The sequence below is a fragment of the Corallococcus sp. CA041A genome (assembly GCF_003612075.1).
Classification (GTDB): domain Bacteria; phylum Myxococcota; class Myxococcia; order Myxococcales; family Myxococcaceae; genus Corallococcus; species Corallococcus exiguus.
The window spans coordinates 1-19,308 of the sequence record NZ_RAWF01000132.1 but is presented as its reverse complement, the minus strand read 5'-3'; the positions used below and the strand labels follow the sequence as shown (position 1 = coordinate 19,308).

Here is a 19,308-nt window from a genome sequence, read left to right as displayed (position 1 = left end):
TGACCCTCGGGGGCCGTGCGATTTCCAGAGGGGACGAGTGGCGTGCGCAGGACGGCCGGGTGCCCGTTTGGCGGTGGGGATGCGGGCGGCGGTTTCGCGTGTTTCCGCTGAACCTCTCCGGTAGTGCGCCTTTGCGTGCACCGGAACACCCTTTCAGTGATAAAGCGCCCCCCATGTCCGAGCCCGACGTCATTTCCATCCGTGGTGCCAGGGAGCACAACCTCAAGACCGTCTCCCTGGACATCCCGAAGAAGAAGCTCGTGGTGTTCACCGGTGTGTCGGGCTCCGGCAAGAGCTCGCTCGCGTTCGACACGCTCTACGCCGAGGGGCAGCGCCGCTACGTGGAGAGCCTCTCCTCCTACGCGCGCCAGTTCCTGGGGCAGATGGAGAAGCCCCGCTACGACACGCTGCGAGGCCTGTCGCCCACCATCTCCATCGAGCAGAAGGCGGCCAGCAACAACCCGCGCTCCACGGTAGGCACCGTCACGGAGGTGCACGACTACCTGCGCGTGCTCTACGCCTCCATCGGTGTGCAGCACTGCCCCCAGTGCGGCCGCAAGGTGGGCAAGCAGAGCGCGCAGCAGATCGTCGATGAGATCATGAAGCTGCCCGCGGGCACCAGGCTCCAGGTGCTGGCGCCCATCGTCACGAACCGCAAGGGCGAACACAAAGATCTGCTCGCGGAGGCGCAGAAGCGCGGCTTCTCCCGCGCGCGCGTGGACGGGAAGGTGCGCGAGCTGGAGGAGCGCATCGAGCTGGACAAGAAGTCCAAGCACGACATCGCGCTCATCATCGACCGTCTGGTGTTGAAGCCGGACCTGCGCACGCGCCTGACGGACTCCGTGGAGACCGCGCTGCGCGAGGGCAAGGGCACGCTCATCATCACGGACGAGAAGGGCACGCTCGCGTCCGACCGCGTGATGAGCGAGCTGAACGCGTGCCCCGCGTGCGGCCTGTCCTTCGGGGACCTGACGCCCGCGTCGTTCTCCTTCAACAACCCGCTGGGCATGTGCACGGACTGCAACGGCCTGGGCACCCGTCCGGAGATGGACGCGGACCTGCTGGTGCCAGACCCGTCGCGCACCATCCGCGACGGCGCCATTGAGCCGTGGGCCAGCGGCATGAACCGCGGCGAGGGCTGGACGGCGGACTTCGTGGAGAGCCTGGCGTCCGCGTTCAAGATCGACCTGGACGTCCCGTACGCGAAGCTGACCAAGCGGGAGAAGGACGTCCTGATGAACGGCGCGAAGGGCAAGTCCTTCACCGTGCAGTGGGGCGACAACGGCCAGTACGACATGGAGTGGGAGGGCCTGCTCGCCCGCACCATGCGCAACTTCAAGACGACCACGTCGGAAGCGCGCAAGGCGGAGCTGCAGAAGTACTTCAGCGACAAGCCCTGCCCGTCCTGCAAGGGCGAGCGCCTGCGTCCGGAGAGCCGCGCGGTGAAGGTGCACACGCGCACGCTGGTGGACCTGAGCCGGATGACCATCACGGAGGCGCGCACCTTCCTCACGCAGATGGGCCTCTCCGCGCAGGAGGAGAAGATTGCCCAGGAGCTGCTCAAGGAGATCCGCAGCCGCCTGTCCTTCCTGGTGGACGTGGGCCTGGGCTACCTCACGTTGGACCGCACCGCGTCCACGCTGTCCGGCGGTGAGAGCCAGCGCATCCGGCTGGCGTCGCAGATGGGCAGCGAGCTGACGGGCGTCATCTACATCCTGGACGAGCCCTCCATCGGTCTGCACCAGCGCGACAACGGCAAGCTCCTCACCACGCTCAAGCGCCTGCGCGACCTGGGCAACTCCGTCATCGTCGTGGAGCACGACGAGGAGACGATGGAGGAGGCGGACTACCTGGTGGACTTCGGCCCCGGCGCGGGCGAACTGGGCGGGCAGGTGGTGTCCCAGGGCACGCCCAAGCAGGTGATGGCGGACGAGAAGAGCCTCACCGGCGCGTACCTGTCCGGCCGCCAGGAGATTGAAATCCCCGAGTCGCGCCGCCCGGTGAACCCCAAGCATCAAATCTCCATCGTGGGCGCGACGGAGAACAACCTGAAGAACGTGGACGCGGACATCCCGCTGGGCATCTTCACGGCGGTGACGGGCGTGTCCGGCGCGGGCAAGTCCACGCTGATCAACGAAATCCTCTACCCGGCCCTGGCGCGCGCTCTCTACGAGAGCCGCGAGCCCATGGGCAAGCACAAGTCCATCAAGGGCCTGGAGCACCTGGACAAGGTCATCGACATCGACCAGCGGCCCATTGGCCGCACGCCGCGCAGCAACCCGGCCACGTACACCAAGGTGTTCGACGCCATCCGTGAAGTCTTCGCCATGACGCCGGAGGCGCGCACGTTCGGCTACGGCCCGGGCCGCTTCAGCTTCAACATCAAGGGCGGCCGCTGCGAGGCGTGCGAGGGCGACGGCGTGAAGCTGGTGGAGATGCACTTCCTGGCGGACGTGTACGTCCCCTGCGAGGTCTGCAACGGCAAGCGCTTCAACGAAGCCACGCTGCGCGTGCGCTACAAGGGCAAGAACATCGCGGAGACGTTGGACTTGAGCGTCCGGGAAGCGGTGGACCACTTCGGCGCGCACAAGGACATCCTGCGCGTGCTCACCACGCTCACCGACGTGGGCCTGGGCTACCTGCGGCTGGGCCAGCCCTCCCCCACCCTGTCCGGCGGTGAGGCGCAGCGCATCAAGCTCGCCCGCGAGCTGGCCCGGGTGGCCACCGGGCGCACGCTCTACATCCTGGACGAGCCCACCACGGGCCTGCACTTCGAGGACATCCGCAAGCTCTTGTCCGTGCTCAACCGGCTGGTGGAGGCGGGCAACAGCGTGCTCGTCATCGAGCACAACCTGGACGTCATCAAGAGCGCGGACTGGCTCATCGACCTGGGGCCGGAGGGCGGCTCGGGCGGCGGGCAGATTCTCGCCATCGGGACGCCGGAGGACGTGGCGAAGGAGGAGGCCAGCCACACCGGGCGTTACCTCAAGCACGTGCTGGGCAAGGCGCGACGGGCCCGCATTGGCAAGCGCGTGGACGCGGCCTGAGGGGCCCCGGTAGGGTGGGGGCATGGCCGAGACCTCGACCGCCCCCACCTCCCAGCGCTTCCCGCCTCAGATTCCCTACATCATCGGGAACGAGGCCTGTGAGCGCTTCAGCTTCTACGGGATGCGGAACATCCTCGTGGTGTTCTTCATCGACTACCTGCTGCGCACGCACGTGCCGGAGACGGGGGCGCGGGAGGCTCAGGCGAAGTACCTGATGCACCTGTTCATGGCGGGGGTGTACTTCTTCCCCCTCCTTGGCGGGTACCTGGCGGACCGCTTCTTCGGGAAGTTCCACACCATCTTCGTGCTGAGCCTCGTGTACTGCGCGGGGCACGCGTGCCTGGCGCTCTTCGAGGACAACGCCACGGGCTTCTACACGGGCCTGACGCTCATCGCGATTGGCTCAGGCGGCATCAAGCCGTGCGTGTCCGCGATGGTGGGCGACCAGTTCACGGAAGGCAACAAGCACCTGGTGAAGAAGGTCTTCGCCATCTTCTACTGGACCATCAACTTCGGTTCGTTCTTCGCGTCGCTGTTCGTCCCCGTGCTGATGAAGAACTACGGGCCGGCGGTGGCCTTCGGCGTGCCGGGCATCCTGATGTTCCTGGCGACGATCATCTTCTGGGCCGGCCGCAAGCACTACGTGCTGGTGCCGCCCACGGGCCCCAATCCGCACTCGTTCTTCAAGGTGCTGGGCAGCGCGTTCCGGGGCAAGGACGCGGCGGGCGGCACGTGGCTGGACAAGGCGAAGGCGGAGCACCCGGCGGAGGCGGTGGAGGGCGTGAAGGCGGTGTTCCGCGTGTCCGCGCTGATGCTGCCGTTCGTGCCCTTCTTCTGGATGCTGTTTGATCAGAAGGCGTCCACCTGGGTGGTGCAGGCGCGGTCCATGGACCCCAACGTGGGCGGCATCGTGTTCCAGCCCAGCCAGATGCAGTTCATCAACCCCATGCTGGTGATGCTGCTCATCCCCTTCCTGACGGCCGTGGTGTACCCGGCCTTCCAGCGGATGGGCTGGGAGCTGACGCCGCTGCGCCGCATGCCGCTGGGCTTGGTGATTGGCGCCGCGTCGTTCGTCATCGCGGGCTTCTTCCAGGTGGCCATGGAGGGCGGGACGACGCTGAACATCGCGTGGCAGCTCTTGCCGTACATCGTGCTGACGGTGGCCGAGATCCTGGTGTCCACCACGGGCCTGGAGTTCGCGTACACGCAGGCGCCCCGGGAGATGAAGGGCACCATCCAGAGCGTGTGGCTGGTGACGAACACGCTGGCGAACGTGGCGGTGGCCATCGCCGCGGCGCTCAACGTCTTCACGGGCTCCGCGCAGTTCTTCTTCTACGCGGCCCTGGCGACCGTGGCGGCCGTGGGCATGGCGCTGGTGGCCCGCCGCTACGTGGTGCGCGACTACTACCAGACGGACGCGCAGGCCCCCATGGACGGCCGCAACCCGGGCGTCGAGCCGAAGCCGGCCTAAGGCGAAACCTGCACGGTCGGATCCGCCGTGGGAGACGTGTGCGGCCCCCGGCGGGGCAGCGCCACCGTGAAGGTGGCGCCCTGCCCCGCCTCGCTTTCGACCTGGACCGAACCGCCCAGCCTCTCCACCAGCTGGTTCACGATGTGGAGGCCCAACCCCAGCCCCCCGTAGTGGCGGGACGACACCGCGCGCTCGAAGGCCCGGAAGATGCGCGCGTGCCGCTCCGCCGGGATGCCAATGCCTTGATCCCGGACCTCCAGGCGGGCCATCACGGCATCCCCCTCCACTCGCACTTCGATGGGCCTCCCTTCGCCGTACTTGATGGCGTTCGAGAGCAGGTTGGTGACGATCTGATCCAACCGCGACCGGTCCCACACGCCCGGCATCGCCGTGTCTGCGTGGACCTGGAGCCGGGTTCCGGACGAGGCCAGTTCGGGGACGAAGCGCGCCGCGACGTCCCGGACCAGCGCGGCCAGGTCCACCTCCTCGAACTCCAGCTCCAGCTTTCCGGCATGGATGCGGGAGACGTCCAGCAGGGTGTTGACGAGCTTCGCCATCCGCTTCGCCTGACGCTCGATGACCTCCAGCGAGTGCGTCACCGTCTCCACCCGCGCGGTCCGCAGCGCTCCTGAGCGGGCAAGGCGCATCAATCCCTGCACCGACAACTGGAGGGACGTGACCGGGGTCTTCAGCTCATGCGAGGCAATGGAGAGGAACTCATCCCGAAGGCCAATCGCCAGCTGCGCCTGCTGGTAGAGGCGGGCGTTGTCCAGCGCCATCGCCGCGCGGCGGGCCAGCTCCTGCGCGAGCGCGAAATCCGCCGGGCCATACCGGCCACCGCCCTCCACGCGGGCGAGGGTGAGCGCTCCGAGCGCATGCCCCCGTGCGAGCAGCGGCACCGAAATCCACGACTGGAACTCGACCACCTCGGACAGGCCCTGCCCGTCCCGGACGCACCCCAGTGACATGGAGGCGCATCCCTCCGGGCAGAACTCCGGCTCGCCCAGGCGGAGCACCCTCCCCGGGCCATGCGCGGCCTCCAGGTCGGGCAGCGCGCAGTGCATCCGCGCGGTCGCGGTGGCGTGCAGCGCTTGGGAGCGGGCCTCGGTGATGCGCTGGAAGGAATGCCCCCCGTCCAGCAGGTCCACCGCGCACCAGTCGGCGAACCGCTCGACGGTCAGCGCGGCCACGCTGCGCATCGCGTCCTCGGGGGCGAGCGAGCCGGTGAGCAGCCCGGACGCCTCCGCCAGGAGCGCGGACCGCCCCTCCTGCGCCTCCGCGCGGGCGCGCGCCTGTTGCTCCCGCTGGAAGGTCTGATCGCGCTCCTGCTCGGCCCGGCGGTGCTCGGTGATGTCGATGCCGGTGCCGATGACGTACTCAATCACTCCCGACTCGCCTCGAAGCACGTTGCTGGCCCAGGCGATGAGGCGGCGCTCTCCCGTGCGCGTCATCCAGTGGTGCTCGGACTGCTCGAACCCCAACCCGGCCGCGAGCACGGCGAAGTTCTTCGCGACCCGCGCCGCTTCGTCCGGCGGCTGGAGTCGCGTCCAGAAATACGCGCCGCGCAGCTCCTCGAAGGAGTAGCCCGTCATCTCCTGGCACGCCCGGTTGAAGCGGATGATCCGCCCTTGGGGATCCAGGACGATGACCAGCGCGCGGGCCGTGTCCAGGACCGCTGAACTGAAGTCCCGCTCCCGCTGGAGCTCGCGCTCGCTGTCCAGGGTCCGCGCGAAGAGTTGCCGGTGGACGAGCGCGGTGTGAAGCACACCGCCGAGCCGCTCCACCATGCCCCGGTATTGCCGCGGCAGCCGCGGCTCGCGGTCGAAGTACAGCAGCAGCAAGCTGGAAGGAGCACCGGCGTCGTCAATGGGCACGGACCACCGCACGAGCCCCGGCGAGTCCAGCTCCGGGTAGGGAAGGTCCACCGAGTGAGGCGCTGGCATCTCGGGGCGCGGGGGCAACCCTGGAATCGGGAGCTGGCGGGAGGCCGAGGACAGTCCGCTCGCGCCCAGAAGCCCCACATGTCCCCGCGCATCCGGCTGGAGCCAGAGGGCGACCGCGCACCCCAGCCGCTCCGCGACGCGGTCCAGGAAGTCGTCGGCGGGCTTGCAGGGATTGAGCAGATCGAGCGCCGCGACCGTGAGCTCCTGGAGCACGCTCAAGAGCGCGAGCCGTTCCTCGGTGAGCTTGTGGTCCCCGTCCGCGCCGTGGTCCGCCATGCGCCACCTCACTCCCTCACCCAGGCAGGGCGACCACCACCGCTGTCTTGTTGTGGAACTGGGGGACCCCACCTCCCATGGCCCCCACCTCGCCCAGGGTCAGACAGCCCACGACCGGGACGCCCTCTCCGAGCGCGTCCTGGAACCTCGCGAGCTCGTCCCGGACGCCCTCCCCCAGGAGGAGGTACCGGGAGACGCAATCGAACACCACCGCGCCGCCCAACGTGCCAGGGGTTGCCTCCCGGGCCAGGGTGGCGGCACTGCCCGCGGCGTCGAGCAGGTCCGTGCGCTTGCCCTCCATCACGCGGACCAGGGAGCCGTCCGGGACCTCGGCGATGAAGCGCACCGAACCGTCGGGTTCGACGGTCAGGGGATCGCGGATCACGAACTCGCCATTGGCCTGGGGAATCCCCAGCGGGTGGGTCATCGCGAAGCGGGGGAAGCTTTGCGCGTCCAGGGCGTCGCCCCGGCTCTCGGCCGTGTGCCGGTAGACCTCGAAGGCGCGCTCGTAGTCGAGCTCGACGGCGGTCGAGCCCCGGGCCTTGGTGACCTGCGAGGGCGGACCATACGGAGACCAGCCGTGCTGGATGCCCACGCCCAACGGTTCCAGGGCATCAAAGGCAATCACCACCACCTGGTCCTGGTAGGCATGCCCGTGCGTGAACTGGGCCGTCTTCACGAACCGGACGTTGTTGCCCGCTCCGCCGCCCGCCCAGCGGATGCCCGCGCCCGCCTCCTGTTGAGCCCCGCGCACGACCTCCGTCGAGTTGCCGCTCAGCGCGTCCGGCAGGACGAACAGCGTCCGCCGGTATCCAGGGGGCTTGGGAGGCAGCTTGCTGACGGCCTCGGCCACCGCCGCGCGTCCGGCCGCTCGCGGGCTCACGCTGACCGGCCCGCCCATTCCCACGCCGACGCGGAAGTCGCCGCCGCGGAAGACCGCGATGACCAGGCCCTGGAGCAGCAGCTCCGTTCCCGCGAAGACGCCCGCCGCGCAGCACCCGGCCCAGGGGATGTCCCCGAGCTGCGCTCCGACCGCGGACGCCAACGCCACCGCGTCGTACTGGTCCGTGCACAGCACGAGCGCGAAGCTGGGGGCGTCCGCGCCGCGCAGCGCCTCCTGGCTCGCCTCCCGCGCTGCGGCGGTGCAATCCGCCGAGCGACTCTTTCCAATCTGGATCCGCATGGGCTCTAGAGAATCGATACCCACGCGGGAGCGGGCGTGCAGGGTCCCCACGGCCCACGAAAAACGCCGGAGCACCCAGGGGGCGCTCCGGCGTTCGTGCTTCAGCAAGACTGCCCTACCCGGCTCAGGTGGCCGGGTGGACGGTGCCTTCCTGGTGCGCGGGCGTCGACGCGGGCGTCACTTCGTCCGTGCCGTGCATCATCCGCTTCAGCATGGGGGCGAGGAACAGCAGGATGACGCCCGACAGGCCCGCGCCGATGACGATGGTGAGGAACACGCTGAACTCACCCATCTTCTCCGAGTAGCCACCCAGCACGCCGGACAGCTTGTTGGCCACCGCGTTCGCCAGGAACCACACGCCCATCATCGCGGAGACGACGCGCTGGGGCGCCACCTTGCTCACCATGGACAGGCCCACCGGCGACAGGCACAGCTCGCCCATGGTGTGGAAGAGGTACGCCATGATGACCCACCACGCCGCCGCCTTGCCGTCCATCGCGCTCTCCTTGGAGGCGCCCAGCATGAAGGCGAAGCCCACCGACAGGAAGATGAGCCCCAGGGACATCTTCACCGGGATGCTCAGGTCCTTGCCCTTCGCCGCCAGCGAGCTCCACACCGCCGCGAAGATGGGCGCCAGCGTCACGATGAAGACGGAGTTGAAGTTCTGGAACCAGGTGGTGGGCACCTCCCAGCCGAACATCGAGCGGTCCACCTTCTGGTCCGTGTAGAGGTTCATCAGGCCGCCCGCCTGCTCGAAGCCCGTCCAGAACGCCACCACGAACAGCGCGATGATGAAGATGACGATGATGCGGTCCCACTCCTGGCGGCTGAAGGCGTGGTGCTTGCCGTCCGGCGTCGTCGTCTGCGCCTCGGTGGGGCGCGGCGCGGGCGCGAGGCCCACGTTGCCCAGGAACCGCTTCGCCAGCGCCACGAAGATGATCACGCCCAGCGCCATGCCCACGCCGGCGGAGCCGAAGCCCCAGTGCCAACCCACGCGCTCACCCAGCGTGCCGCAGATGAAGTTGCCCAGCACCGCGCCCAGGTTGATGCCCATGTAGAAGATGGTGAAGGCACCGTCGCGCCGGCCGTCACCCGCGGGGTACAGCCCGCCCACCATGGTGGAGATGTTCGGCTTGAAGAAGCCGTTGCCGATGATGAGGAAGCCCAGGCCCGCGTAGAAGATGGAGATGCCGGGGAGCGCCAATAACAGGTGGCCGATGATCATCAGCACGCCGCCCAGCAGCACCGCCTTGCGCTGGCCGATGTAGCGGTCCGCGATGTAGCCGCCCAGGATGGGCGTCAGGTACACGAGGCCCGTGTACGTGCCGTAGAGGCTCAGCGCATCCGCGGCGGACCAGCCAAAGCCGCCCCGCACCTTGTCGGTGAGGAAGAGCACCAGCAGGCCGCGCATGCCGTAATAGGACATGCGCTCCCACATCTCGGTGGCGAACAACAAATACAGGCCCGGGGGATGCCCCTTGCGGGCCTCGCCCGCGGCGACGGTGCTTTGCATGCCGTGAGTTCCTCGAACGGATTCTTGTGAGGGGGAACGAAAAGTCGCGCGACTGTAACAGGAGTCCCGCCCTCGGCGAGGACAGAGGACACCCCGCGTCCTTGGGAATTCCCGCCCCCTGCGCGAGCAGCCCTTCAGCCCCCCGCGCCCCGGCCGTTCGTGGCCGGGCGCGTCAGCCGATGCGCCGGGGCCAGCGGCCGCGACTCGCACCCGCGGTGGGGGTGGAGGCCAGGGGCTCCGCGTGCGCGGGGCGCATGGGCAGCCGGACCTCCACGCGCGTGCCCTTCTCCAGTTGGCTGGTGATGTGGATGCGGCCCCCGTGCTGCAGGATGATGCGCCGGCTGAGCGCCAGGCCCAGGCCCGTGCCTTCACCCGCGGCGCGGGTGGAGAAGAAGGGCTGGAAGAGCTTCTCCAGGTCCTCCGCGCGGATGCCCACGCCGGTGTCCTCGATGGTGACGAGCGCCTCGTCGCCCTGCTGGGCCGTCTCCACCAGCACGCGGCCGGCGTCGCCCACCGCGCGCAGGGCGTTGTCCAGCAGGTTGAGCCACACCTGGTTGAGGGTGCCCGGGTCGCCCCAGATGGGCTCCGCGCACTGGTAGGCGCGCTCCACCACGACGGCCGAGGGGATGCGCCAGCCCAGCACGCTGAGCGTGGAGTCGAGCGCCACGTCCAGCCGCACCGCCACCGGCTTCTCCGCCGTGCGCACGAAGGACAGCAGCGACTCCGCCAGGTGGCGGATGCGCTGGCCGCACTCCTCCATCACCTCCAGCATCGCGGTGCCCAGGTTGGGGTCCCCGCCCGTCTGCTTCCCCTGCATGACCTCCTTCAACGGGATGAGCGCGTTCATCAGCCCGTTGAGCGGGTTTCGCACCTCGTGCGCGAAGCCGGAGGTGAGCAGGCCGATGGCCGCCAGCCGCTCGTTCTCCGCCGCGCGCACGGCCGCCTCGCGCAGGCGCAGCTGCGTCTCCACGCGCGCCAGCAGCTCACGCGGGCTGAAGGGCTTGCCCAGGTAGTCATTGGCGCCCGCGCCCAGGGCCTCCACCTTGGCGGCCACCTCCTGGCGCGCGGTGAGCAGGATGACGGGCATGTCCACCGTCTGCGCGTGGGCGCGCAGCTGCACCAGGAGGTTGAGGCCGGACTGCACCGGCATCATCACGTCGGACACCACCAGGTCCGGCCGCTCCTCCATCGCGCGGCGCGCCCCCTCTTCCCCGTTGGCGGCCTCCAGCACCCGGTAGCTGGGCGCGAGGATGTCCGCGATGAAGGCGCGGATCTCCGCGTCGTCCTCCACCACCAGGATGCGGGGGGCCTTCGAGTCCGCGCGCGTGTGGTCCTGCGGCTCCGTGGGGCGCTGCGCCCCGGCGACGGTGGCGGCCAGCACGGTGGCGAAGCGGCCGGAGCTGCGGCGCTCACGGCGCGTGGGCAGGTCCGTGGCGCGGCGCTCGCGCAGGTCCTCGCGCAGATGCCGGGTGCCCTTGGGCAGCCGCACGCGGAAGCTGCTGCCCTGCCCCGGCGTGCTCGACACCTCGATGCCGCCCGAGTGCAGCGCCAGCGTCTCCTTCACCAGCGCCAGGCCGATGCCGCTGCCCCCGAAGCGCCGCGTGCCGGTCGTGTCCGCCTGGGCGAAGCGGTCGAAGATGACGGCCAGGTCCGCGGGCGCCATGCCCTGCCCCGTGTCCACCACCTCCACGTGCACGTCCGTGTCGTCCTCGCGCAGCCGCACCGCGATGTTGCCGCCGGCCGGAGTGAACTTGAGCGCGTTGGAGACCAGGTTGTGGAACACGCCTTCAATCCGCTCCGCGTCCGCGTGCACCGGCGACACCGGCCCGCCCTCCAGCGAGAGGGTGAGCCCCTGCTTCTCCGCCACGGTGCGGAAGGGCAACAGCTGCGAGGACAGGAACGCGTGCAGCTCCAGCGGCTGGTAGCGCAGCCGCACCTTGCCCGCCTCCAGCTGCGCCAGGTTGAGCAGGTTGTCGATGAGCCTCAAGAGCCGCTGCGTGCTCCGGTCCAGCGTCACCAGGTGCTGCCGCACCACCGTGGGCAGCGACTCCGGCTCCTTCTGGAGCGCGTCCAGCGACAGCAGGATGAGCGTGAGCGGCGTGCGCAGCTCATGGCTCACGTTGTCGAAGAACTCCGTCTTCAGCCGGTCCTGTTCGCGCTGCTTGACGAGCGCCGCCTCCAGCTTCTCGTTGGCCTCCGACAGCTCCCGCGTGCGCGCGACGACGCGGTCCTCCAGCGCCACGTTGCTGCCGAACACCTCGTCGTAGCGCTGCTGCAATTCTCGCAGCGAGCCCATGTTCGCCTGGGCCTGCGCCGCGAGCAGCTCGTCCTTGCGCTTGAGCTCGCGCCACCGGTCCAACCAGCCGCCGAGCGCGAAGCCGCCCATGCCCAGCGACGTCACGGAGAAGAGCGCGTCCCCCCAGCCCAGGTGCGTGGCCAACAGCCCGCTCACCATGCCCAGCAGCAGGCCCAGGTAGTGGCCCCAGAGCGTGGGCGGATCCGTCCAGGTGAGGTGGTAGCGGCACGCCTGGCCGCCCAGCACCTGGCACTCCGACTCCCGCACCTCCGCGGGCGCCAGGCCCCAGATGGTGGGGAAGGACGCGAACTGGCCCATGCGCAGCTCGCAGATGTTGCGGTTCTGCTCCGGGGTGCTGCTGCGGTAGGACAGCTTGAGCCGCTTGTGCTCCAGCAGGTCCACCGCGAACGCCCCCACCCGGTTGTAGCTGGGGGAGAAGTCGATGGTCTGCTTGTAGCAGGCCTTGGGCGAGCCGAAGGCGCGCAGCATGTAGAAGACGAAGCCCAGCGCCTGCGGCGACGCGGTGAAGAGGCCCGCCTCGCGCATGAAGCGCGAGTCGCCGGAGTCCTCGCGCAGCGCCGCCGCCACGCGCTCCAGGAAGCGCAGCGAGACGTAGTTGGTGGGCTGGCGCATGTAGTCCAGCCCCAGGCTGAACGCGTGCTCGCGCCACACCCGGGCCAACCGCTCCGCGCCAAAGCGGTGCTCGAAGTAGAGCAGCAGCGTGGACGTGGCGCGGACGCTCACCTCGGGGGCGTTGTCCGCGGACACGTCCTGCACCTTCACCGCCGGCAGGCGTTGGGTCACGGCTTCGTTCCTTCGGTGACCAGCGTCACCGCGTACTTCAGTCCCTCCGGGTCCTCGAGCATGGCCAGGAAGTCGGCGCAGTGCGCCTGGTAGGCCTCGAGCCCGCCCAGGACCGCCGCGCCCACCGGCGCCAACGCCTCGAAGCGCGTCTTCCAGTCGCGCACGAGCCGCGCCTCCGCGGCGCCCGGGGAGAGGTAGAAGGGCATCAGGTGCACCCGCACGTCCGTGAGCTGCGCGCGGCGGAACTCAGAATACAGCTTGCGGCCCACGTACAGGTCGAACCCCTGCGCCGCCAGGGCCTCCACGATGCGCTGGGTGCCCACGCGCAGGTGCTCCGGGAAGGGCCAGTTCTGGAGGCCCAGCCCGTCGATGTCGGACACCACCACCCGCCCCCCGGGCCGCGTCACGCGGATGAGCTCCGCGAGCGCCACGTCCCGGTCCGGCAGGTACTCGAAGACGTACTGGCTCCACGCATAATCGAACGCGTCCGAGGGCAGGCCCGTGGTGCGCACGTCCGCCTGGAGGAACGTCAGGTTCGGGCGGTGGGCGTTGCGCGATCGCGCCTCCGCGAGGCGGCCGTCGTGCAGCTCCACGCCGGTGACGTGGCCGCCCTCCCCCACCAGGTCCGCCATCAATTCGGCGATGCCGCCCGGGCCGCAGCCGGCGTCCAGCGCGCGGTCCCCCGGTTTGAGGCCCGTGCGGCGGAGGACGTCGCGCGTGTCCTGGGACTGCTCCTGCTCCAGGAGGCGACGGGACTCTTCGGCGGATTCCATGAGGTACATCAGCGCGCCTCCTGCTTCTGGACGGACACCGGAGCCTCGGGAGCCTGGGCGGAGGCCCGGGGCTTCATGCGCCGCATGGGCATCTGCCGTTCGAAGAGCGAGCGCCAGGCCTCGCACCAGCGGCGCACCATGGAGCGGTGGAAGGTCCACTCGGAGAAGAGGCCCTGGTCCACGAAGCCCCAGGCGCCCAGCACCGGCATGTCCAGCGCGTCCACCATGCCCAGCGCCGAACCGCGGCCCCGCTCGCGCGCGTGCGCCATGCACCGCAGCGCCAGCGCCGCCACCGCGTCCTTCGCGCGAGGGTGCTCCCGGTCCGCCACCACCAGGTTGAAGCCGTTGGTGACCTCAATGAGGCTCAGGCCCGGCGAGGCCTCGTCCTGGAGCGCCAGCGCCAGCGGCCCCTCGTTCCCATCCACCACGAACATCCGCCGCTCGCGGTGCAGGCCCGCCGCGCGGAAGCGCGCGCCCAGGACGGACTCGGGGCCGGGGTCCGCGCCCAGGTCCTCGCTGAGCAGGCGCACCATCTCCCCCCGGCGGCGCAGGTATGACTCCAGCCACTGGCGGTCCTCCGGGCCCGCCTCGCGTACGGCCGGCAGCGCCCCCGCGTCCACGGTGGGCATCTGGGACAGGTCCGCGCGCAGGTAGTGGAACTGGCGCAGGTGGCACAGCCCCTGCCCTTCCAGCACGCGCGCCAGCCACGTGCCCAGCCGGTGCGGCCACCGGTTGTCGGTGCGCCACATGTAGCGGATGAACTCCACGTCCTCCATCGCCTCGCCCACCTCCACGGCGAGCGACGTGAGCTCGCTGGAGATCTGCTCGCTGCGCCGGAAGCTCGGCATCACCGCCAGGTGCTGCACCAGCCACGTGCCGGAGTACATGCGCAGGCCGTTGACGTGCCCCAGGAGTCGGCTCGCATCCGTGAAGACGAGCGAGCGCCCCAGCGCGCGCGCGCGGCCCAGCCGCTCATACGTCGCCTCCAGCACGGGCAGGACGCGGGGCTCCTCGCCGAAGGGGTGGTCCGGGTGGAAGGTGTAGCGGGCGTCCGCCATCATCCGCCAGACGTCCGGGAAGCGGAACACCGCGGCGTCGCGGACCTGGGGGGCGCGCGCGGACACGAACGCATCCACGATGGCGTCGCGCACCGCGCGCGGCATGTCCAGGATGCGCACGCCGCAGCGGTAGGGCCTCAGGCGCTGAGCATGCCGGGACTCGAAGGGCACGACCTCCACCGAGCGCACCTCCACGCGGCACGCCACCTCCGAGCCGTCCGGCAGCAGCACCATGGTGTCCAGCAGCGAACCTACCGGAAGCACCTCGCACGACGCGTCGATGGGGAAGGCGAACCCGCCCGCGCCCAGATCCAACACCGCGCGGGTGATGCGCTGGCCGCTGAACGGCGAGGTGAAGCGCACGAGGAAGCGGTGCTGCGCGCTGGGGCGGAAGCGCTGCTGTCCACGCCGGTTCTCCACCGCGAGCGTGCGGGGCATCCCCAGCACCACGCCGTCAGGCCCCACGTGGAGCATGCTGGTGACGCCGCGGTAGCGCTGGCCGCCCATCTCGAAGGAGAGGTGGACCACCTCCCCCACGCTCGCGGGCAGCGCCGGGGACACCTGCCCGCGCAGGAGGCCCCGTTCGTCGGAAGGCTCCACCGTGGCGGACTCCAGCAGGAAGTGCGCCGTCTGGCTGTCCGCCGGATGCAGCCACACGGGCAATTCGCGCCGGAGCGCCTTGCGCAGCGCGGCCTGCACCGCCACCGGGTCCCGCAGCGTGCGCGGCGGGGCGGCGGTGGACTCGTCGTTCGCGAGCCGCCAGGAGATGCCCACGCGCAGGAACGCGTGCGTCCCCTGCTGGACGGGGGTGGCGTGGCGCACGTAGGCGCGGGCCACGTGCAGCACGGGCCGGCCGTCGCGCAGCATGGTCAGCGAGTCCAGGGGCGTGCCCGGCAGGAAGGCCGCCAGCGACGCGTCCATGGGGACCTGGAGCGCGGCCCCGAAGTGGCCCAGGTCCTGGCACTCGGCGCTGAAGGCCTGGCCGCGCAGGAGGAAGTCCACGCGCATTCCGGCATCCAGCGACACGCGTGTGGACGCGCGCAGCTGGAGGATGTCGCGCAGGCGCGACTTCAATTCGCCCTCGGTCAGCGCGTCGTCCACCGTGCTGAAGACGTGCCCCTCCGCGGCCGTCTCCACCAGCTCCTCCAGCCCGTGTTGATCCGACCGGGCGCAGACGAACACGCAGACGGCCTCCGGCGCCGCCCGGTCCACGTGGCGCAGGAAGCGGCGCGCGTTGTCCGCGGGCGCGATGATCAACGTGGGCGCGGTCGCCTCCATGCGCCGCGTGGCTTCCAGCTGTGAGCCCACCACCGAAACGCGGTGCGTGTTCAACGCGGACTTCAACGCGTTGCGACGCATCTCGTTGGGGTGGACGATGAGGACTTCGTGAGTCGGCACGCTCATGGATTTCCCCCGACGCGCAAGAGCCACACCGGCGCCCGTGCATGGCGCCATTCCCGTCGACGCGGGGCATGCACGCGCCCCGTTCCCGCCATCCGCATGTCTTGAGTGTCCGAGCCTGGTGCTCTCTCTGTTGCCAGCGGGCCCGCGCTGAAACGCCTTCCCCGGTGAGCCGCCGGCGAACAACCACCGCGTACTTTACCTGCTCCTATGGATTAGGTGATGTACGCGGGGGTGAGAGGACTTTTCGGAATAGGTTAAAGACGCGCGGTCTGCTGGGACCCCTTGGTGGGTAGGGACGCACGCACGAGGGCCTGTTGCGCGCGCTGGCCCCGGGTCGCGGACGCGGTTACAGAATGCGTGGGCGACGAGGAGGCCCCCCATGGGCGAGACAGTGGATTACGAGGCGGGCATCCGGGAGCTGAAGCGCTCCATGAACGCGGTCATCCTGGCGCACTACTACCAGGAGAGCGAAGTGCAGGACGTGGCCGACTTCGTCGGTGACAGCCTGGCGCTCGCGCAGGCGGCGGCGCGGACGGAGGCGGACGTCATCGTCTTCTGCGGTGTGCACTTCATGGCGGAAACCGCCAAGATTCTGAATCCCAGCCGACAAGTGTTGCTTCCGGACCTCAAGGCCGGCTGCTCGTTGTCGGACCGGTGCCCGCCCGCGGCCTTCAAGGCGTTCAAGGACAAACACCCGGGCGCCTTCGTGGTGTCGTACGTGAACAGCTCCGCCGCGGTGAAGGCGATGAGCGACGTCATCTGCACGTCGTCCAACGCCGTGCGCATCGTGAACCAGATTCCGAAGGACCGCCCCATCCTCTTCGCGCCGGATCAACACCTGGGCCGGCACGTGATGAAGGAGACGGGCCGCGACATGGTGCTGTGGCCGGGCAGCTGCATCGTCCATGAAATCTTCAGCGAGAAGAAGCTCGTGGGGCTGAAGGTCGAGCATCCGGACGCGGAGGTGGTGGCCCACCCGGAGTGCGAGCAGCAAGTCTTGCGGCACGCGGACTTCATCGGCTCCACCAAGGCCATCCTGGATTACGCGGTGAAGAGCCCGAAGAAGAAGTTCATCGTGGTGACGGAGGCGGGCATCCTCCACCAGATGAAGAAGGCCGCGCCGGACAAGACGTACATCCCGGCGCCGCCGGACAACGGGTGTGCGTGCAACGAGTGCCCGTACATGCGCCTCAACACGCTGGAGAAGCTCTACCGCTGCATGCGGGACAGGACGCCGGAGCTGGTGCTGCCGGCGGACCTGCAGCACGCGGCGCTCGCCCCCCTGCAGCGGATGCTGGAGTGGTCCGCCTGAAACAAGCGGGACGCGGGACTGTCGCCCGCGTCCCACGTTTGGCAACTCGCGTCTTGCGGACGGCGGGCCCAAGTGCCATGGAAGGAACGTGGCCTTCCGATTTCTCGCACTTCCCTCCCACCGGCTGGTGGACTTCCCCAAGACCCTGCCGGACGAAGAGCGCCTCGAGCCGGACCTGCCTCCGGTGCACGAGGCCGTGGAGCGCGCCCTCGCTGGCGCCGAGTTCCGCGACCTGAAAGCCCGCGACCGCCTGCGCGCCCTGCTCCAGGGGGACCGTCCCCCGGCCCTGGGCTCGCCGGGCAAGGGCTTTGGCGCGAGCGCCATCTTCGCCCAGCCGCCCCAGGACCTGCCCGCGCTGCTGCGCCTGGCGGATGAGCTGGAGCACCTGGCCCGCCTGGAGGCCGGCGAGCGCGCGCTGGTGTGGAAGTGCAGCCAATGCAGTGCCCGCTACGCGGTGCCGGTGGCCCTGGTGCGCCAGGTGTCCATCCGCTGCGAGCGCTGCGGCAACCCGGTGCAGCTGTCCTCGCAGGAGAGCCTGGGCGAAGAGGCCCTCATCGACCCGTTCCAGGGCGCGGTGAACAGCAGCCGGCACCAGCTGGCGGCCTTCTTCCGCGAGGCCATGGCGCGAGGCTGGCCGGTGCTCGTGGCCGAGGGCGGAGCCCCTGCCCCGCGCGGGCGTTCTTCCAGCCCGGCGGCCTGAGCCACCTCGCTGTCGTTCCCAGGGGGGCCCTTCCACGGGCCCCCTTTTCGTTTCAGATGAAGATGCCGGCGGAGGCGTCGTTGCGCGCCTCCTGGAGCTCCTGCGTGGCGGGGCGGCCGCGCAGCGCATCCGTCACCTGGCGCGGCGCATGACGGCCCGAGCACTTGGAGCACTCGCACTTGCCGCGCTTGCAGGTGCAGTCCGCCTTGCTGCCGCAGGAGCACTTCGCCGTCAGCAGCTGATCCAGCTCCTCCAGCGGGCGCGGCGCGTCGTCCTTCTTGGCCTCCGGGGCCTTGTGGGCCTCCGGTGCCGGCGTCTGGGGCGCGGTGCCCTTGGACGCGGCGGCCGCCTTCGCGTGGGCCTCGCAGGCGTGGGCGCTGGCGGGCAGAAGCCAGAGGCCGCCCATCAGCAATCCCGCGGTCATCAACGTCGCGCTGCGTGCCATGTCCGCTCTCCTTGGCGAAGGCCTGGGGAAGGCTTGGGGGGAGGCATCCGCCGTCCCGGCCTATAGCGCAGGGCATTCCCCCTGCCAAGGCATTCGCACGCACCTTTGCCTACCCGCCAACGGAGCCCACGGTGCGCTCGCCCGGCGCGGGGGCGCGCGCGTACAGTCCGCGCCCTCCTGCCCGTGACGAACCGAACTGCTCGCATCGCCTTTGTCGCCGCGCTCGTCCTGGGGGCGCTCCCGCTCTGGGTGTCGCGCTCGCTGCCCATGGTGGACCTGCCCCAGCACCTGTACCTCATCTCGGTGCTGCACCGGCTGGACGACCCGACGACGCTCTACCCCACGCTGTTCGCGGCGAGGCACGAGCTGACGCCGTACCTGGGCTACTACTACCTCGTCAGCGCGCTCAACTGGCTCTTGCCGCTGGAGATGGCCAACCGCGTCTTCCTCACCGCGTACGTGGTGGGGATGCCGCTGGGCATGGCCTTCCTGTTGCGCGGCCTGGGCCGGCCGTCGTGGCCCGCGCTGCTCACGCTGCCGCTCGCGTACGGGGACAGCTTCGGCTGGGGCTTCATCAACTACCTGGCGGCCCTGCCGCTGACGCTGCTGTGCTGCGGCCTCTTCGTGCGGACGCTGACGGACGCGCCACGACGGCTGCGCTGGGGCGTGGGGCTGGCGGTGTGCCTGGTGGCGGTGCTGCTCTTCCACGTGCAGGCCTTCGGGTTCCTGGCGTTCGGGCTGCCGTGGTTGCTCCTCACCACGCCGGTGCCGGAGGACGCGGCGGCGCAGGGAATCGTGGCCCGGGTGAAGCCGCGCGTGCCGGCGCTCCTGGGCGTGGTGCCCGGCGTGACGCTGTTCCTGTCGTGGGTGGTGCTGCGGTTCGGCAACCCGCCGGACATCCAGCCGGGCGCGCCGTGGAAGGCGTGGGGGCCCACGTTCTCGCCGCAGAACCTGGCGTGGAAGGGCTTCGAGCAGAACCGCGCGGAGTTCTTCCAGGTGCTCGCCAACACGTTCCACGACGGCTCGGACCGCTGGCCGCTGTACGCGGTGGGCGCGGTGGCGGTGGCGGGCTGGGTGCTGGGA

At 70.0% G+C, this 19,308-nt stretch carries 11 protein-coding genes and 1 pseudogene; 5 read left to right on the top strand and 7 right to left on the bottom strand.

What is annotated here, in order from left to right:
- Nucleotides 1-173: 173 nt before the first annotated feature.
- Together uvrA and D7V77_RS23145 are read left to right on the top strand one after the other, a co-directional pair.
- A complete protein-coding gene (uvrA, locus tag D7V77_RS23150; protein WP_120578465.1) occupies nt 174-3,047 on the top strand; it encodes an excinuclease ABC subunit UvrA in 2,874 nt (957 codons plus the stop codon).
- Nucleotides 3,048-3,069: 22 nt separating this feature from the next.
- Nucleotides 3,070-4,518, top strand: a complete 1,449-nt coding sequence (locus D7V77_RS23145) for a POT family MFS transporter (protein WP_120578464.1) — start codon at nt 3,070-3,072, stop codon at nt 4,516-4,518.
- Here the strand turns inward: D7V77_RS23145 and D7V77_RS23140 are convergent.
- The 6 genes from D7V77_RS23140 to D7V77_RS23115 form a co-directional block, all read right to left on the bottom strand.
- Nucleotides 4,515-6,737 (bottom strand): ATP-binding protein, encoded by a 2,223-nt coding sequence (locus tag D7V77_RS23140; RefSeq protein ID WP_120578463.1) that lies wholly within the window; start codon nt 6,735-6,737, stop codon nt 4,515-4,517. The genes D7V77_RS23145 and D7V77_RS23140 overlap by 4 nt on opposite strands.
- A gap of 16 nt (nt 6,738-6,753) precedes the next feature.
- Nucleotides 6,754-7,920, bottom strand: a complete 1,167-nt coding sequence (locus D7V77_RS23135; protein ID WP_199733823.1) for an FIST signal transduction protein — start codon at nt 7,918-7,920, stop codon at nt 6,754-6,756.
- 124 nt (nt 7,921-8,044) lie between these two features.
- Nucleotides 8,045-9,433, bottom strand: coding sequence for a peptide MFS transporter (locus tag D7V77_RS23130; protein ID WP_120578462.1), 1,389 nt, complete (start codon nt 9,431-9,433; stop codon nt 8,045-8,047).
- Between the two features lie 172 nt (nt 9,434-9,605).
- Nucleotides 9,606-12,533, bottom strand: a complete 2,928-nt coding sequence (locus D7V77_RS23125; RefSeq protein WP_120578461.1) for an ATP-binding protein — start codon at nt 12,531-12,533, stop codon at nt 9,606-9,608.
- Nucleotides 12,530-13,315 (bottom strand): methyltransferase domain-containing protein, encoded by a 786-nt coding sequence (locus D7V77_RS23120; protein ID WP_169820866.1) that lies wholly within the window; start codon nt 13,313-13,315, stop codon nt 12,530-12,532. Before D7V77_RS23120 ends, D7V77_RS23125 begins: the two co-directional genes overlap by 4 nt.
- The gene (locus D7V77_RS23115; RefSeq protein WP_120578460.1) at nt 13,315-15,768 is read right to left on the bottom strand and encodes a PilZ domain-containing protein; all 2,454 of its coding nucleotides are present in this window, start codon (nt 15,766-15,768) and stop codon (nt 13,315-13,317) included. The genes D7V77_RS23120 and D7V77_RS23115 overlap by 1 nt, the downstream gene beginning before the upstream one ends.
- A gap of 379 nt (nt 15,769-16,147) precedes the next feature.
- Between D7V77_RS23115 and nadA the strand changes: the two genes are divergently transcribed.
- Nucleotides 16,148-17,080: a quinolinate synthase NadA gene (gene nadA / locus D7V77_RS23110; protein ID WP_120578459.1), complete on the top strand. Its 933-nt coding sequence runs from the start codon at nt 16,148-16,150 to the stop codon at nt 17,078-17,080.
- Nucleotides 17,081-17,168: 88 nt separating this feature from the next.
- Nucleotides 17,169-17,780, top strand: a complete 612-nt coding sequence (locus D7V77_RS23105) for a hypothetical protein (protein WP_120578458.1) — start codon at nt 17,169-17,171, stop codon at nt 17,778-17,780.
- Nucleotides 17,781-17,832: 52 nt separating this feature from the next.
- Here the strand turns inward: D7V77_RS23105 and D7V77_RS23100 are convergent, their stop codons facing one another.
- Nucleotides 17,833-18,225 carry a metallothionein gene (locus D7V77_RS23100; RefSeq protein WP_120578457.1) on the bottom strand — a complete coding sequence of 131 codons (393 nt, stop codon included), beginning with the start codon at nt 18,223-18,225 and terminating at the stop codon, nt 17,833-17,835.
- A 183-nt stretch (nt 18,226-18,408) separates the two neighbouring features.
- Between D7V77_RS23100 and D7V77_RS23095 the strand changes: the two are divergent.
- A pseudogene (locus D7V77_RS23095) lies at nt 18,409-19,308 on the top strand (hypothetical protein); the annotation flags it as partial.

What these genes read in the sequence shown, in the direction of transcription:
- uvrA (WP_120578465.1), top strand. Translation starts at nt 174, where the DNA reads ATGTCCGAGCCCGACGTCATTTCCATCCGTGGTGCCAGGGAGCACAAC.
- D7V77_RS23145 (WP_120578464.1), top strand. Translation starts at nt 3,070, where the DNA reads ATGGCCGAGACCTCGACCGCCCCCACCTCCCAGCGCTTCCCGCCTCAG.
- D7V77_RS23140 (WP_120578463.1), bottom strand. Translation starts at nt 6,737, where the DNA reads ATGGCGGACCACGGCGCGGACGGGGACCACAAGCTCACCGAGGAACGG.
- D7V77_RS23135 (WP_199733823.1), bottom strand. Translation starts at nt 7,920, where the DNA reads ATGCGGATCCAGATTGGAAAGAGTCGCTCGGCGGATTGCACCGCCGCA.
- D7V77_RS23130 (WP_120578462.1), bottom strand. Translation starts at nt 9,433, where the DNA reads ATGCAAAGCACCGTCGCCGCGGGCGAGGCCCGCAAGGGGCATCCCCCG.
- D7V77_RS23120 (WP_169820866.1), bottom strand. Translation starts at nt 13,315, where the DNA reads ATGTACCTCATGGAATCCGCCGAAGAGTCCCGTCGCCTCCTGGAGCAG.
- D7V77_RS23115 (WP_120578460.1), bottom strand. Translation starts at nt 15,768, where the DNA reads ATGAGCGTGCCGACTCACGAAGTCCTCATCGTCCACCCCAACGAGATG.
- nadA (WP_120578459.1), top strand. Translation starts at nt 16,148, where the DNA reads ATGGGCGAGACAGTGGATTACGAGGCGGGCATCCGGGAGCTGAAGCGC.
- D7V77_RS23100 (WP_120578457.1), bottom strand. Translation starts at nt 18,225, where the DNA reads ATGGCACGCAGCGCGACGTTGATGACCGCGGGATTGCTGATGGGCGGC.